Genomic DNA, 16,670 nt, shown 5'->3' with positions numbered 1-16,670 from the left:
TTTGCAAAATGTCAAGAAAAGCGAAACAAAAAATCATATTAAATAATATAGAAGTTTTACGTGCTGGTGCAAAAGGTGTATCAGTTGGTAGAACAGAGGAAGGAAAAACAGTTCTGATAAAAGGTGCGATTCCTGGAGATGTTGTAGATGTACACGTTTTGAAGAAAAAAAGCAGCTATTTAGAGGGACAAGCAATCGAAATTCATACAAAATCTCCTTATCGTGTTCAGCCAGAATGTGAGCATTTTGGTGTTTGCGGTGGTTGTAAATGGCAAGATATGAGCTATGATGCGCAACTTAAATTTAAACACGACGAAGTGGTTAACAATTTGGTTCGCATCGGAGGTTTCAAAGATTTAGAGGCTGAAATTGTTCCAATTTTAGGTTCTAAAGAACAATATTTTTACCGCAATAAATTAGAATTTACTTTTTCTAATGCACGTTGGTTAACATTAGAAGAAATTCAGTCAGGTAAAGAGTTTGACGATCGTGATGTTGTTGGATTCCATATTCCTGGAGCTTGGTCTAAGGTTTTAGATGTTACAAAATGTCACTTACAACGCGATCCTTCGAACGCGATTCGTGTCGAAGCAAAACGTTTTGCACTAGAGCATAACTTAGATTTCTTCGATTTAAAAAACCAAGAAGGCTTATTGAGAACATTAATGATCCGTACTTCTCAGAATGGACAAGTGATGGTTTTAGTTCAATTCTTTCGTGAAGAAAAAGAAAATCGTGAAGCTTTTTTACAAAACTTAAAAGATAAATTCCCAGAAATTACCTCTTTATTGTATGCGATTAATCCAAAACAAAACGATTCTGTTTATGATTTAGACATCGAAGTTTTTGCTGGAGAAGATCATATTATGGAAAAGATGGAAGATTTGAATTTCAAAATTGGTCCAAAATCTTTTTATCAAACAAATCCAGAACAAGCTTACGAATTATACAAATTAACTCGCGATTTTGCCGGATTAACTGGAAATGAGTTAGTGTACGATTTATACACAGGGACTGGAACAATTGCTCAATTCGTTTCGAAAAAAGCGAAAAAAGTAGTTGGTGTAGAATCTGTTCAAGAAGCGATTGATGCAGCAAAAGCGGCAGCAAAATTTAATGGAATTGATAATTGTGATTTCTACTGTGGTGATATGAAAGATGTTTTGAATCAAGATTTCATTAACGAACACGGAATTCCAGATGTTTTGATTACTGATCCTCCACGCGATGGAATGCACAAAAAAGTGGTTGAAAATATTTTGTTCATGAATCCTGAACGTATTGTGTACGTTTCGTGTAATTCTGCAACACAAGCACGCGATTTAGAATTGATGAAAGAGCAATATAAAATTGTTAAAGTTCAGCCAGTTGATATGTTTCCACAAACACATCATGTAGAAAATATTGTACTTTTAGAGCGAATTTAAAATTCAATCCAAAAAAATGAAAAATATTCAACGTTTTCTAACTTATTCAATTTTTGCTTCTATCGTTGCTTTAGCATTCTATAGCTGTGAAGATGATGATATTTGTACAGACGAAGGTGAAGTACCGCGCTTGGTTACTGATATGTATTATACTGGTACAACAACTAAATTAGAAGATACAATCTATTATTGGTCTTATCGTTTAGCTGATACAATCAAAAATTTACCAACAGATACGATAAAAGTAGATTCAGGAAATGTCCAAAACAAAACAACTTTTGGGATGGCATTGCGCAACAATAAATACAAAAAAATGATTTATAAAGTTGCTCAAGGTCGTGATGTTTACGTTAGAGATTCTATTAATAAAGATAAAATCATTAGTGTTAAAAGAGCTAAAAGAGATGTCTTGGTATTAACATACGATGCAATATCAAACAGTTACACATCAAAAGCTTGTGGATTTGGAATTACTTTTTCTGGAACAAAAGTAGAATTAGTAAAACGAAATGGTAATACCAATTGGATAAAAAATATAGAAACTGTAAATACTGAAATTAAAGATGGCTCAACGACTATTATTAAGCTTTTTGCTGATCCTCGTAACTAGTTTTAGTTTCGCGCAAGAAAATAAAACAGATTCGACAAAAGTTTCTGTTTCAGATTCTATTCCGAAGAAAAAGTATCACGATATTTTTGTGGGAGTAGATTTATTTAATCCAATTGTTTCTGCTTTTAATGATAAAAAAGGCGCAAGCGCTTATGCTTCTTATCAAATCAATAATAAGTGGCATGCCGTTGTAGAAGCTGGAATAGAAAAAAATAAGTTCAATGAAATTAATTGGAATGTTGATGTTGATGGCGTTTTTGCAAAGCTTGGTGCAAACTGGTTTGTAACGCAAGATGTAGACAACCATTCGAACGGAATTTACATTGGTGGACGAATTGCTTATTCTAAATATTCGCAAACCATCAATAGTTATCCGATTAGAGATTTACAATCTAATGAGATTACAGGAACAGGAAGTTTGCCAAAAGCAAGTGTAAGCAGTTATTGGATAGAAGCTGTTGTTGGTGGACGTGTAGAGATTTTCAAGAATTTTTATGGTGAATTAGCTTTGCATCCTGCAGCTTATATTGGTGGTAAAAAAGATCAAGGAATTGATCCTTTGGTTATTCCTGGTTATGGAAAATACAATGGACCATTTAATATGCCTATTTTTTGGGGAATTGCTTATAAGATAAAGTAGGGTTAAGAATAGAAAGTATAAAAAAGGAGCTAAAAAATTTAGCTCCTTTTTTATACTTTCTTGACGCGAAGCTGAAATGAATTCAGCTTGACATTTTCTTTTTTATCATTATTAATAACTAAATTAGTTTTTATAACAAAGTCATCCTGAACTCGTTTCAGGATCACATTATGTGTAAGGATTTGTCATGAAAATATATTATGTTTATATACTTACAAACAAATATCGAACTGTTTTCTATATTGGAGTTACAAACAATTTAGTTAAAAGAATAGAATCTCATAAAGAAGGAATGGGTTCAATTTTCACTCAAAAATACAATCTAAAATCACTAATTTATTTTGAAGAATTTACTTCAATTAGCCAAGCTATTTTAAGAGAAAAACAATTAAAAAACTGGAAACGAGAATGGAAAATCAATTTGATTAAATCTAAAAATCTTAATTTAAAAGATATTAATATTTTATAACATACAAAAAAAGGAACTCTAATTGAGTTCCTTTTTTAGTTTTGAGAAGATTTCAGACTAATCCAAAACCTTTGCTCCTTTTACTTTTTGATTTGTTAAAGCAATGTCTAAAACTTCTTTCATTTCTTTTACAAAATGAAAAGTCATTCCTTTCACATATTCTGCTTTAATTTCTTCGATATCTTTTCGGTTGTCTTCGCACAAAATAATCTCTTTGATATTTGCACGTTTTGCCGCCAAAATTTTCTCTTTAATTCCGCCAACTGGTAAAACTTTTCCACGAAGTGTAATTTCACCTGTCATCGCCAATTTTGCTTTCACTTTACGTTGTGTAAAAGACGAAACCAAAGACGTCAACATTGTAATTCCGGCAGATGGTCCATCTTTTGGTGTTGCTCCTTCTGGCACGTGAATATGAACTTTATAATTCTCGAAAACTTCTGGTTTAATACCTAACTCATCCGCATGCGCTTTGATATATTCTAACGCAATTGTCGCAGATTCTTTCATCACAGTTCCTAAATTTCCTGTAATCGAAAGTCCACCATTTTTCGCTTTAGATAAAATAGATTCGATAAACAAAATATCTCCTCCAACACTTGTCCAAGCTAAACCAACCACAACACCCGGAACTTCATTGTTCTCATATTGATCTGGCGTGATTGAAGGTCCTAAGATTTTCGAAATATCTTCGATTGAATATTTAGCATTAAATTCTTCTTCCAACGCAATATGTTTTGCAGCCGAACGAACTAATTTTGCAACTTTTTGATTCAATTTACGAACACCAGATTCGCGCGTATAACCCGTAATCAAATATTCGATTTCTTTTTTACCTAACACAACATCTTTCTCTTTTAAGCCATGTTCTGTTAATTGTTTTGGTAAAAGGTGACGTTTTACGATTTCAGATTTCTCCTCTATTGTATAACCTGCAATATTAATCATCTCCATACGATCGCGCAACGGACTTGGAATATCTCCAATATTATTGGCTGTCGCAATGAAAAATACTTTCGATAAATCGTAGCCAATTTCTAAGAAATTATCATAAAAAGTTGAATTTTGCTCAGGATCTAAAACCTCTAACATTGCTGATGAAGGATCTCCATGTGCACTCGCTGTCATTTTATCAATCTCATCTAAAACAAAAACTGGATTCGAAGATTCAGATTTTTTGATTGATTGTAAAATACGTCCTGGCATCGCTCCTATATAAGTTTTACGGTGACCACGAATCTCAGATTCATCATGTAAACCACCCAACGACATACGTACATATTTTCGTCCAATCGCTTCTGAAATAGATTTCCCCAACGATGTTTTACCAACACCTGGAGGTCCATATAAACAAAGAATTGGCGAACGCATATCTCCTTTCAATTTCAAGACTGCAAGATGCTCCAAAATACGTTCTTTCACATCTTCTAAACCATAATGATCATGATCTAAAATTTTCTTTGCATTCTTGATATCAAAGTTATCTTTCGTTAAGGTATTCCAAGGTAAATCCAACATAAATTCAAGGTAATTGCGCTGAATATTATGTTCTGGCATTTGCGGATTTAGACGAGAAAGACGATTAATTTCTTTATCAAAATGATTGGCTACATCTTCGCTCCAACTTTTCGTTAAAGCACGTTTGCGCATTTCATTGATTTCTTCTTCTGTCGAATTTCCTCCCAACTCCTCTTGAATCGATTTGATTTGTTGATTCAAGAAATATTCTTTTTGTTGTTGATCTAATTCTTTGCGAACTTTATTCTGAATTGTATTTTTCAACTCCAATTTCTGAAGCTCAACATTCATAAAACGCATCACTTCCATTGCGCGAAGTTTCATATCAGAAATCTCTAACAACAACTGTTTTTCATCTAAACTCAACGTCAAATTAGACGCGACAAAGTTGATTAAAAACGTGTTACTTTCGATGCTTTTTATCGCTCCTGCAGCTTCTGAAGGCAACATCGGATTTTCTTCTACAATCTGAAAAGCTAAATCTCTAATCGACTCTATAATTATTGGATACTCTTTGTTGCGTGAAGTCGGAACTTTTTCTGTCAAAATTTCTACTTCAGCCTTGAAATAAGGATCATCTGTGACAAATTCTTTGACTTTGAAGCGTTTCATCCCTTGTAAAATCACCGTAATGTTTCCATCTGGCAACTTTATCATTCGCATGATTTTCGCAACTGTACCAACTGTATACAAATCGTCTTGTGTAGGATCTTCCACAGCAATTTCTTTCTGCGAAAGCACTCCAATAATGCGATCTTCTTTATAAGCTTGTGTTAAAAGTTGTATAGATTTATCTCTACCCGCGGTAATTGGCGCAACCACACCCGGGAATAAGACAGTGTTTCTTAACGATAAAATAGGCAATACCGAAGAAATATCTTGCTTGCTCAGCTTGCTTTCTTCGTCTTTACTCATCAAAGGAATTAATTCGATTTCTTCTTCCATTACTTGTGCTAATGACAAATTGTCTATGTTCATAATTTTTTATACGTTCAAAGTGTCAGTAAAACTATTTTTAACTGACGAAAGCTTTTCATAATACCAGAAAAACTAGGATATAGTTCTTGTTTGAAGCATTTAGAAAAGCGAGTATAAATAAGACAAACGTTGTGCCAATAAAATGTATTGTCAGTTTTTCAATAAAGGTTTATGATAATAAAAAATCGGGATTTACCCGATTTTAGATTTTGCGATAACTTTGCGATAAAGTTCTTCATATTGCGGAAGAATTGCTGTTTTATCAAATCGTATTGCTTGTTCTTTTGCTTGATAACTAAATTCTGCCAAACGCTTGTCGTCTTCTAAGATATAAATTGCTTTTTCTGCCATCATTTCGACATCTCCAACTGGACAAACAAAACCTGTCACACCATCAATATTTACTTCTGGAATTCCACCTGCATTTGATGATATAACAGGAACACTTGCTGCCATTGCTTCAAGCGCTGCCAAACCAAAACTTTCTTGTTCAGATGGTAAAAGGAATAAATCTGCGGCTTTCAAAACATCATTCAAGTCACTTACCATACCTAGACTTTTTACTTTATCTTGAATGCCTAAATCTTGAATCATTTGATCTGCTAGTTCCCATTCAGGACCTTCTCCAGCAATAATCAGCTTTGACGGAATTTGTTTCTGGATCAAATTAAATGTACCAATTACATCCTGAATGCGTTTTACTTTTCTTAAGTTAGACGTATGTAAAATTACTTTCTCCTTTGGTTGAGCTAAATTCGCTCTACAACACACATATTTTTCTGGAGAAAATTGTTCGTTATCAATAAAGTTTGGAATTACTTTTATCTCATTTGTAATGTCAAATGCACAAAGCGTATCTTGTTTCAAACTTTCAGAAACCGATGTTACAGCATCAGATTCGTTGATCGAAAATTCAACAGCCGTTTTATACACAGGATGTTTCCCTACCAATGTAATATCCGTTCCGTGTAAGGTTGTTACAATTGGTAATTTATAGCCTTTTCGCGCCAACATTTGCTTCGTAAAATACGCTGCATACGCATGCGGAATCGCATAATGTACATGAACCAAATCTAATTCGTAATGCAAAACTTTATCATACAAAATTGTACTCAACGCCAAATCATATGGCTGATATTGAAACAATGGATACGTTTCGACATGAATTCGATGAAAGTATATATTTGGTAATTTGATGTTTAATCTCGCAGGAACATTTGTGCTAAAAAAATGTACTTCATGACCTTTTTCCGCTAAATCCATTCCCAGTTCTGTTGCCACAATCCCACTTCCTCCGTAAGTTGGGTAGCATACAATTCCTATTTTCATTTGCGATTTTTATTTAGACAAATTTAAGGTAAAATTGCTTCATAAATGACTTGTCGAATATTTTCTCGCACTTTTTTAATGGAAAGATAATTTGGCTCAACAGTTTCATTGACACGATTCGAAAGAAAAATATACACAATATTATATTTAGGATCAGCCCAAACCATTGTTCCTGTAAAACCTGTATGACCAAAACTTTCGGCTGATGGACCTATTTTAGACGTTGTTTGCATTTTATCAAAGCCAGCTCCACGATGATTCCCTTTGAATTGTTGTTTTGTAAATTCCGCCACCGTTTCTGGCTTCAAATAAACCTCATCACCATATTCGCCTCCATTCAAATACATTTGCATCAATTTTGCCAAATCAATCGAGTTAGAAAATAAACCAGCATGACCAGCAATTCCGCCCATCATTGCAGCTCCTTGATCGTGTACAAAACCATGAACGAGTTGATTTCTGTATGTTTTGTCATATTCGGTTGGAATAATATCTTCTAAACTAAATTTTTCTTTTGGATTGAACGTTGTGCGATACATTCCCAATGATTGGTAAAATTTCTCTTGCGTTAGTTGATTCAAATCTTTCCCAAAATCTTTTTCTAATTTCTTCTTGAAAATATAATAACCTAAATCTGAATATTCGTATGATTTACGACCTAAAGAAGATTTATAAATATCTTCATAAATCGTATCTTTTATAGAATTGATGATAAAAATGTTATCCGTAACTTTTATTTGATGTTCTTCATCTTGCTTTCTCGAATAGAAATCTAAATATAATCGCGCATTTTTTACATTGACGGTTTCATTATAAAAGCCAATCCAAGGTTTAAGACCGGCTTGATGCGCTAATACTTCACGAACTTTTAAAGAAGATTTATTCGAGTTCTTCGCATCATTATCAATTTCTCCAATTGTTTGATCGAGGTTTAACTTGCCTTCGTTAACCTCCAACATCAACAAAGGCAACGTCGCCGTCACCTTTGTTACCGAAGCGACATCATATAAATCTGTCCACTTCACTTTTTTTGAAGAATTTTTATCTTGTGTTCCGAAGCTTTTATCATACACGATTTTCCCGTCTTTAGCGACTAAAATTTGCATTCCAGGCGTGTAATGATTTGCAATTGCTTCTTCTGCAAGTTTATCTATTTCTAAGAGTTTTTTTTTCCTAAATTCACATTTTCAGGCGAAGTAAATCCTAAACGTTTGATATGTTTTGTTACAATTCCTTGTCCTTCTTTCAAATTTTGATTGATATCTACAGGAAACGTTCCATCTGCATCAATTGCTCCAAAAATAACTTGTGCAGCCGCTGCTTGAGCATCTTTTGTATTTTGATAATGAACTGTAACTGCGTCCAAATTTGATAAATCAAGATCTTTCAAACCGTAAGGACTTGTGAATAACGAAAAGATTTTCTTTTTGTCTTTTGGTAACGCTTTCAAAATTGCTTTCGAATTATCTGACAATTTATATGGTTTGTAAACCGTTTCATTCGATAAAAACGCTCCAGAAATAATCACATCATAATCATTTAATAAATTGATTTGATTTGGATTTGAAATTTTTACTAATTCAACATTTGCATATTTTTGTAAATGTGTCAAAAATTGATCATAATCTGTTTGTTCAAGCGGAACGAATGCTATTTTTTGATTCAATTTTTTAATTGGTAATAGTTTGTGTTCATTCTTTACAACCGTCGAAGCTTTCTCAAAAATCTTAGTTGTTAACGCTAAATTTTCAGGAGAATTCAAATCTTCTAACACATTTGTAGGATTTAAAGTTTTAATTTCATTTAAACCTGTGATATATTTCGCCATCAAAATTTTCTTCACACTTTCTTCTAAACGCGCTTCAGAAATTTGACCTTTATTTATTGCATCAATAATTTTTTGTTTCCCAACGTGTACATTTTGAGAAAACAATAAAATATCATTTCCTGCTACAAATGCTCTATAATCCACATCACCAGCAGGAAACATTTTTGCTACTCCATCCATATTCAACGCATCTGTAATTACAATTCCTTTAAATTGTAACTCTCCTTTCAAATAATCTGTAATAATATTCTTTGATAAAGTAGATGGAATTTTAGCATCTGGCTCCAAAGCAGGTACATTTAGATGCGCCACCATAATTGATTGTACACCAGCTTCAATCATTTTTTTGAAAGGTGCAATGTGATATTTCTCTAAATCTGCTTTATTATCTGGAATCAAAGGCAATGTTTTGTGCGAATCTTGGTCTGTATTTCCATGTCCAGGAAAATGTTTTGCAGACGATAATACGTTTTGCGCGCGCATTCCGTCCATATAAGCAATTCCTTTATCTGCAACGCGATCAGGATTTGAACCAAAAGAACGATTTCCAATAATTGGATTATTTGGATTAACATTAACATCAACCGAAGGCGAAAAATTAAACTGAACGCCCATTCTGTTAGCTTGTACACCAATTTGTTTCCCTACTTGATAAACCATTTTATTATCACGCAAAGCGCCAAGCGTCATATTCCAAGGAAAACGTTCTACACCTTTCAAACGCATTGCCAATCCCCATTCTGCATCCATACCAATCAATAATGGAATTTTAGAAATGGATTGAAATTTATTCGTCAACTCAATTTGATGAGCCGCTTGATCTTGCATAAAAATTAATCCTCCGATGTGTTCTTTTTCAATTAATTTTAAAATATCATTTTCGTGAATTGAATCTCTATTAGTATAGGCTGCAACGATAAATAATTGACCAACTTTCTCGTCTAATGACATCGAATTATATTTTTCGTCAACACACTTCATCTGAATTGAATCTTTATATAGAGGAGAAATTTGTTGTGCTCTTGAAGCGATAGGTAAAATAATTGTTAAGATTACCAATTGGATGACTCTTTTCATTCCGGAATAAATTAATTTTGTACGTTTTTTCTTATTAGGAAACATAAATTTAAGGCTAATCGGTTTGGATTGGTAAATTTATAGTAAATTGTGAAATTAAATAAAATTATATGAGTATTTTCAGTGTTGTGCAGGATAGTATGTTAAATCATCCTGGACTAATAACTGTTTTTGGAGTCGCAGTAATTATTATGTTACTGCTTGATTTAGGTGTTTTTAACAAAAATGCACATGCCGTTTCGAACAAAGAAGCTTTAATTTGGACTGTTGTTTGGATTTCTTTGGCAATGATTTTTAGTGGAGTAATCTATTTTGTGTTTAAAGAAGCTGATGGACATGCCTTTGCCATTAATAAATTCTCCCAATTTCAGGCTGCGTATTGGATAGAAAAAGCTCTATCCGTCGACAACTTATTTGTCTTTATCTTGGTTTTTGGGTTCTTCAAAATTCCGAAAGAGTATCAGCACAAAGTTCTTTTTTGGGGTATTTTAGGCGCATTATTTTTCCGTGCAATCTTTATTTTCGCAGGAGTTGAATTAATTAAAATGACTTATTTACCAGCTTTTTCTATTGGAGACTGGCATTTTAATTTAGCCGAAGACGCTGCACACGCTAACTTTGCTACAAAAGAATTTTTTAGACCAAATGTTGTTTTAACACTTTTCGGATTCTTCTTAGTTGTTGCGGGTATCAAATCGTGGAAATCTGATAATGATGAGGATGAGCAAGATTTATCAAAAAATATTGGCGTTAAATTGGTTCATAAATTCTTTAAAGTAACACCAAATTTTGATGGAGATAAATTCTTTTCTGTTCAAAACGGAATTAAAATGGCAACGCCACTTTTTGTTGCTTTAATGGTAATTGAAGTAACCGATTTGGTATTCGCTGTAGATAGTATTCCTGCTATTTTTGCTGTTGCACCAGATGATCCATTTATCCTATATTCATCTAATATTTTTGCAATTTTAGGTTTACGTTCATTGTATTTCTTATTGGCAAACTCAATGGATAAATTCAATAAATTACATTATGGATTGGCTATTATTTTAAGCTTTATTGGTATTAAAATGATTATTATGCCTTTCTATCATTTTGAATCAACAGTATCTCTCTCAATTATTGGAGGAGTTTTATTGATTACAATAGTTTGGTCGCTACTTTCTAATCGATCAGAAACATCAAAATAACTAAAAAGTCGCTCAATGAGCGACTTTTTTATTCAATTTTATAATCCATCGGAACCATGTTGGCAATTTTTTCCCAACTCCAATATCCTTCTACAATCAAATCAGCAGGATGATAATAAGTCCCGTTTTCTTCTATTTTCAATAAATCACTGCGTAACGCAAAAATAGATAATTGGTTGCTTATATATTTCGAGCCATTGTATTTTGCGTAATCCAAATCTTCTTTTTCTCTTTTATACTCAACCGAATACAATCCTTTAAAATTAAGGAATTGATTTTTTCCATCTACAACCTTTAAGCTATCGTATGGTACTTTTTGATTGACCAAATAAGTAATTATTTTTGGAGGAATTTTACCTTCAATCCTACCTCCTAACAACGTCTCTTCTTTAAACTTTACATATTCTGGATTATCTTTTCTTACTAATCGTTTTATATCATACCCTTGTTCTTCAAGTTTATTATCATAAATAGCTTTCATAAAATGATAAACACTTCCCAAATAAGAACTTTTTCTATTCTGATTCCATTTATTCTGCTTTGACGAACTTCCTTTTAATTCAGTAAAAAAAGCAGTTCCGAGCGTTAATACATAGTTAGTTTGATAATTTACATTAAAATCAATCAAATCATATTCAATCTTATAACCTAAATAATTATTGGTAATAATTAAAGGATTGCGCGAACTTGCTTTTAACTCCTTTGTTTGCTTATTATAATTAAATCGTAAGTCTTTTGGATTCTCTATCTTACATTTTTGCGCAGCTTCATTAGAACCTAAAAATAATTTCAAGAAAGTTTGATAAAAAAAAGCCCAATCTTCTTTAGAAATAGCTTGTACAGTAGTTTCTTGTAAAGAAATAACTTCTGTTTCTAAAACTATTTTGTAGTATTGATTTTGATTTGTCTTAATTCCGAGAATAAAGTTTTCGAACAAATCAGCTTTTGCAATTAGATTATATTGTCCGTTTGGAAGATTTAACTCAAATTCACCTTTTTCATTGGTTTTTGTTTGTATCGTAGAACCATCTACATAAATTGATGCATGAATAATTGGTTTTGAATTTTCGTCAACAATACTTCCTTTAATCTTGTTTTGAGAAAATACACTAACGGATAAAAGAAAAACTAACAAAAAGTAAGTTTGTTTAAAATTCATGCTCAAAAATTTTAAACAAGATAATAAAAAAACCGCTTTTCAGCGGTTTTGATTTTATTTTATGAAGTATAAAACACTTAATGATAGCATCGAAGATCTATTTGTTCCGTTATTCCAACGATTATAATCGTAAGTGTCAATCAAACCATATTGGTAACGTAAATTGAACTCTATTTGACGATTGATCGAATAACCACCACCTACATTAAGGGCTAAATCAAAAGATTTAGGAACGTTATTCGTACGCTCTGGCTCGTCTTCATCAAACTTTTCTGAAACTTTGAAACCTAGTTGTGGACCAGCTTCTACAAAGAAATCTTTTCCTTGATCATCAAAATAGTATTTGTACATAATTGGTACATTAACATAATTCAAGAATGCTTTATATTTTTCACCTCCTTCTTTGTACAAAGAAAACTCTCCTTGGTTAGAATATAAAACTTCTGCTTGTAAATAATGATTCTCATTTTTAGTTGTCAATTGATACTTAGCTACAGCTCCACCTGTAAATCCAAATCTTTCTTTTGAAACACCATGAACAACTGTAGTATTACTTAGACCTACACCTCCTTTTACACCAAATTCTATCTGAGCAAAAGATAAAGTAGATAAACTTAAAAGAAATAAACTAAGTAGATTGGTTTTTAAATTTTTCATAAGTTGTTGTATATTTTTTAACAAAATTAAAGATTTTTTTAATACAATTTTCATTCCGAAAAAAAAGCCCTTCACATGAAGAGCTTAATTTATCTAATTAAATGTTATTTACTTAATTGCGGTGGAAATTTAGCTAAAATTTCTTCTATTGCTTTTGGTATTCTTTCTGCTTTTGCACTAACATTACTCAAGTTAAGGTCAGATCCAACTCCTTGCCAAACCAAAATATTTTTTTGATCATCAATAATATCAATGATAATAGTCCCTGCTTGATAAGACGAAACATTAGAACCACCGTAATATCCACCATAATAACCATAAGGTCCGTACCCCCAATTGTTATTATTTACAGAAACTTGTTCTTTAGAACTAGTTAATAAATTAACAACTAAATCAGCTCCAGAAGATACTTTAGTGAAACCTTTTGCTGCCATTTGAGTGTCAATTGCTGTTAACAAACGTTTTTTATCTAAATCATTTACTTTCAGCTTTTCTAAACCTTTTTCGTGATACGAATAGGTTTTATAAGAAGAAAAATTTACTGATCTATCATAATCTGTACTAACTTGTACTGTTCCACAGCTAGTTACAAATAAAGACAACAAGATTATAAAAGTAAAATGTATAATTTTCATGACTTTAAATTTTTATTAAATTTACAATTATTATTACCAATTGTAAAGTTAAATTAAAAAAAAGAAGCTTGAATACCTCAAACTTCTTTTTAACTAATATTTACAATTTTATTTTGCTAATTCTAATTCGTGAACTTTCACTTCAACTATTCCATTGTGATTGATTCTAACCAAATCTACAATTTGCGTTTCGTTAACTAATTCTGGATTAAAATCTGTCTGAACTTTTACATAATTCTCTGTAAAACCAAACATTTTTCCATCTTTATTATCATGTTCCCACAATACTTTTTGAGTCGTATTTAATTGAGATTGATAAAAAGCTTGACGTTTTTTCTCCGATAAAATACGCAACATTTTATTACGACGTTTACGCTCTCCTTGACCCACAACTCCTTCAAATTCGATAGCTTCTGTGTTATCACGTTCCGAATAAGTAAATACATGTAAATAACTAATTGGTAATTCGTTCAAGAAATTGTATGTTTCCATAAATATCTCTTCTGTTTCTCCAGGAAAACCAACAATTACATCCACACCAATACACGCATTTGGCATCACTTCGCGAATTTTTGTAACACGATCTAAATAAAGATTAGATAAATAACGACGTTTCATTTTTTTCAAAATCTCATCGCTACCCGATTGCAACGGAATATGAAAATGTGGAACAAATCGATTACTTTTTGAAACAAAATCAATTGTTTCATTTTTCAATAAATTTGGCTCAATAGAAGAAATTCTGATTCGTTCTATCGCATCAACTTGATCTAATTCTTGCACCAATTCCAAGAAAGTATGTTCGTGTTTTTTATTCCCGAATTCACCTTTCCCGTAATCACCAATATTTACACCTGTTAATACAATTTCTTTGATTCCTTTTTGTGCAATTTCATTCGCATTTTTGATGACATTTTCAACTGTATCCGAACGCGAAATTCCACGAGCCAAAGGGATTGTACAATACGTACATTTATAATCGCAACCATCTTGCACTTTCAAAAAGGCACGCGTACGATCACCAATTGAATAAGAACCAACGTAAAAATCGGCTTCTTCAATCTCACAAGAATGTACAATTGTTTCTTCTTTTTTATTGATATCGTCTAAATATTCAGCAATATTGAATTTTTCTGCAGCTCCTAAAACCAAATCAACACCTTCCATTTCCGCAATTTCTTGCGGTTTCAACTGCGCATAACAACCTACAACGACAACAAAACCTTCTGGATTTGCTTTCATTGCATTTTTCACAATCGTTCTGCACTCTTTGTCTGCATTTGCGGTTACCGAACATGTATTGATTACGTACACATTCGCAGAATCTGTAAACTCAACCTTCTGATATCCATTATCTTTCAAGTTTCTTGCGATCGTCGAAGTTTCAGAAAAATTAAGTTTACATCCCAATGTATGAAATGCAACTGTTTTAGTTTGATTATTCATAGCTGCAAATTTAAGAAATTATCCATAGTTTTGAAACATAAATAAATCAGCTATTCAAAATGACTAAATACTTTATCTACATTATGTTATTCGTTTCAATGTTTTCGTGTTCTAAGAAAATTGAAATCGATGAAAACAAAGTATTTAAATTAAATCGTTACGATAATATTTCTTCTTTAGATCCGATAAATGCGAGAACACAAGCCAATACGTGGGCATGTAATTTAATGTACAACAGTTTGGTAAAAATTGATAACGAATTAGAAATTCAACCCGATATTGCAAAATCATGGACAATTTCAGAAGATGGAAAAACATATTCTTTTACTTTGAGAAATGATGTTTTTTTTCATAAACATGAAGCTTTTGGAAAAGATTCGACTCGAATTGTTACTGCTTCTGACTTTGAATATAGTTTTAATCGTTTAAAAGATCCGAAAGCCGGAGGTTCTGGAGGTTGGATTATGAATAATATCGATTCGTATAAAGCGATAAATGATACACTTTTTGAAATTAAATTGAAAGAAGCTTATCCTGCATTTCTGGGATTAATTTCGATGAAATATGCATCTGTTGTTCCAAAAGAATTATTCAAAAATGGAAACGAAGAATTCTTGAAACATCCAATTGGTACAGGTCCTTTTCAATTCAAAATTTGGGAAGATAATGTGAAAATGGTTTTTAGAAAAAATCCAAAGTATTTTGAGTTTGATGAAAAAGGACAACGTTTACCATATTTAGAAGCGGTTAATTTATCATTTTTACCAGAGAAAAATTCAGAATTTTTAGAATTAATCAAAGGTAATTTGGATATGATGGCAGATTTGGATCCATCTTATAAAGACGAAATTTTAAATCCAATCGGAGATTTGAATCCAAAATATTCAAATATTTTAACGATTCAGAAAGTTCCTTATCTAAGTACCGTTTATTTATGTTTTTACCTTGATGCTCCAAACGCTGTTGATTTGAAATTGCGTCAAGCGTTGAATTATGGAGTTGATAAAAACAAAATCATCAAATATATGATGAAAGGTCAAGCTTTTGAAGCAGATGGAGGTTTCATTCCGAAAGGTTTACCAGGTTATTCGCCAGAAAGTGGTTACAAATATTCTCCCGAAAAAGCACGCGAATTAATCAATAGCTATAAAAAATCGAACGGAAAAATTACACCAATCGAATTGACAACTGTACAAGAATATGTAGATGTTTGCGAATATATTGCGGCGGAAATGGCAAAATTAGGTTTACCAATAAAAGTGAATGTTGTACCTGGACCAACGATGCGTGATGGAAAAGCAACGGGAAAATTTACGTTGTTCCGAGCGAATTGGGGAGCAGATTACCCAGATGCGGAAAACTTTTTGTCCTTATATTATTCGAAAAACTTTGCGCCAGAAGGTCCAAATTATTCACATTACAAAAATGGTGAATTTGATAAAATGTATGAGCAAGCATTTTTAATCAATAATCCAGAAGAACGCGCTAAACTTTATCAAAAAATGGATGCTTTGATGATGCAAAACGCTCCAATCATACCATTATTCTATGATCAGACAACGTTGTTTTTAAATAAAAAGGTTAAGAATTTTTCTATGGGACCAATCAAATTATTGGATTTAACGCGAGTTTACAAAGATGATACGGTTAAGTAAGAAGTCAAAACTTTGAACATCTTTTAAAAAAAACTAAATAATTTTTCATTTT

At 32.2% G+C, this 16,670-nt stretch carries 14 protein-coding genes; 6 read left to right on the top strand and 8 right to left on the bottom strand.

The genetic code is table 11. The features are described from left to right. Nucleotides 1–8: 8 nt before the first annotated feature. The 4 genes from rlmD to QHG34_RS02500 all read left to right on the top strand — a co-directional run bounded on the left by rlmD (nucleotide 9) and on the right by QHG34_RS02500 (nucleotide 3,146). Entirely contained in the window at nucleotides 9–1,427 is a 1,419-nt protein-coding gene (rlmD, locus tag QHG34_RS02515; RefSeq protein ID WP_282628571.1) for a 23S rRNA (uracil(1939)-C(5))-methyltransferase RlmD, read from the top strand. Nucleotides 1,428–1,443: 16 nt separating this feature from the next. Next, nucleotides 1,444–2,037 (top strand): DUF6452 family protein, encoded by a 594-nt coding sequence (locus tag QHG34_RS02510; protein WP_282628570.1) that lies wholly within the window; start codon nucleotides 1,444–1,446, stop codon nucleotides 2,035–2,037. Next, nucleotides 1,991–2,677, top strand: a complete 687-nt coding sequence (locus QHG34_RS02505) for a DUF6048 family protein (RefSeq protein WP_282628569.1) — start codon at nucleotides 1,991–1,993, stop codon at nucleotides 2,675–2,677. Before QHG34_RS02510 ends, QHG34_RS02505 begins: the two co-directional genes overlap by 47 nt. Nucleotides 2,678–2,864: 187 nt before the next feature. Then, nucleotides 2,865–3,146 carry a GIY-YIG nuclease family protein gene (locus QHG34_RS02500; protein ID WP_282628568.1) on the top strand — a complete coding sequence of 94 codons (282 nt, stop codon included), beginning with the start codon at nucleotides 2,865–2,867 and terminating at the stop codon, nucleotides 3,144–3,146. Between the two features lie 57 nt (nucleotides 3,147–3,203). Here QHG34_RS02500 and lon read toward each other — a convergent pair whose 3' ends face one another. The 4 genes from lon to QHG34_RS02480 form a co-directional block, all read right to left on the bottom strand. Then, nucleotides 3,204–5,642, bottom strand: coding sequence for an endopeptidase La (gene lon / locus QHG34_RS02495; RefSeq protein WP_282628567.1), 2,439 nt, complete (start codon nucleotides 5,640–5,642; stop codon nucleotides 3,204–3,206). A gap of 192 nt (nucleotides 5,643–5,834) precedes the next feature. After that, a complete protein-coding gene (gene bshA, locus QHG34_RS02490) occupies nucleotides 5,835–6,971 on the bottom strand; it encodes an N-acetyl-alpha-D-glucosaminyl L-malate synthase BshA (protein WP_282628566.1) in 1,137 nt (378 codons plus the stop codon). A 23-nt stretch (nucleotides 6,972–6,994) separates the two neighbouring features. Continuing rightward, nucleotides 6,995–8,125: a serine hydrolase domain-containing protein gene (locus QHG34_RS02485; RefSeq protein ID WP_282628845.1), complete on the bottom strand. Its 1,131-nt coding sequence runs from the start codon at nucleotides 8,123–8,125 to the stop codon at nucleotides 6,995–6,997. Nucleotides 8,126–8,127: 2 nt separating this feature from the next. Continuing rightward, nucleotides 8,128–9,876 (bottom strand): glycoside hydrolase family 3 protein, encoded by a 1,749-nt coding sequence (locus tag QHG34_RS02480; protein ID WP_282628565.1) that lies wholly within the window; start codon nucleotides 9,874–9,876, stop codon nucleotides 8,128–8,130. Between the two features lie 110 nt (nucleotides 9,877–9,986). Here QHG34_RS02480 and QHG34_RS02475 point away from each other — a divergent pair, with 110 nt between their 5' ends. Next, nucleotides 9,987–11,066, top strand: a complete 1,080-nt coding sequence (locus tag QHG34_RS02475) for a TerC family protein (protein ID WP_282628564.1) — start codon at nucleotides 9,987–9,989, stop codon at nucleotides 11,064–11,066. Between the two features lie 28 nt (nucleotides 11,067–11,094). Here the strand turns inward: QHG34_RS02475 and QHG34_RS02470 are convergent, their stop codons facing one another. The 4 genes from QHG34_RS02470 to mtaB all read right to left on the bottom strand — a co-directional run bounded on the left by QHG34_RS02470 (nucleotide 11,095) and on the right by mtaB (nucleotide 14,963). Beyond that, complete coding sequence (locus QHG34_RS02470; RefSeq protein WP_282628563.1) at nucleotides 11,095–12,225, bottom strand: carboxypeptidase-like regulatory domain-containing protein; 1,131 nt, start codon at nucleotides 12,223–12,225, stop codon at nucleotides 11,095–11,097. A 54-nt stretch (nucleotides 12,226–12,279) separates the two neighbouring features. Continuing rightward, nucleotides 12,280–12,882, bottom strand: coding sequence for a porin family protein (locus tag QHG34_RS02465; RefSeq protein WP_282628562.1), 603 nt, complete (start codon nucleotides 12,880–12,882; stop codon nucleotides 12,280–12,282). A 104-nt stretch (nucleotides 12,883–12,986) separates the two neighbouring features. Beyond that, complete coding sequence (locus tag QHG34_RS02460; protein ID WP_282628561.1) at nucleotides 12,987–13,517, bottom strand: DUF4136 domain-containing protein; 531 nt, start codon at nucleotides 13,515–13,517, stop codon at nucleotides 12,987–12,989. 108 nt (nucleotides 13,518–13,625) lie between these two features. After that, nucleotides 13,626–14,963, bottom strand: a complete 1,338-nt coding sequence (gene mtaB, locus QHG34_RS02455; RefSeq protein ID WP_282628560.1) for a tRNA (N(6)-L-threonylcarbamoyladenosine(37)-C(2))-methylthiotransferase MtaB — start codon at nucleotides 14,961–14,963, stop codon at nucleotides 13,626–13,628. 59 nt (nucleotides 14,964–15,022) lie between these two features. Here mtaB and QHG34_RS02450 point away from each other — a divergent pair, with 59 nt between their 5' ends. Further along, a complete protein-coding gene (locus QHG34_RS02450; RefSeq protein WP_282628559.1) occupies nucleotides 15,023–16,618 on the top strand; it encodes an ABC transporter substrate-binding protein in 1,596 nt (531 codons plus the stop codon). Nucleotides 16,619–16,670 lie beyond the last annotated feature (52 nt).

It is taken from the genome of Empedobacter sedimenti (genome assembly GCF_030005555.1).
GTDB lineage: Bacteria > Bacteroidota > Bacteroidia > Flavobacteriales > Weeksellaceae > Empedobacter > Empedobacter sedimenti.
Note: the sequence above shows the minus strand (reverse complement) of the source record. Positions and strands in the feature narration are given on the sequence as shown.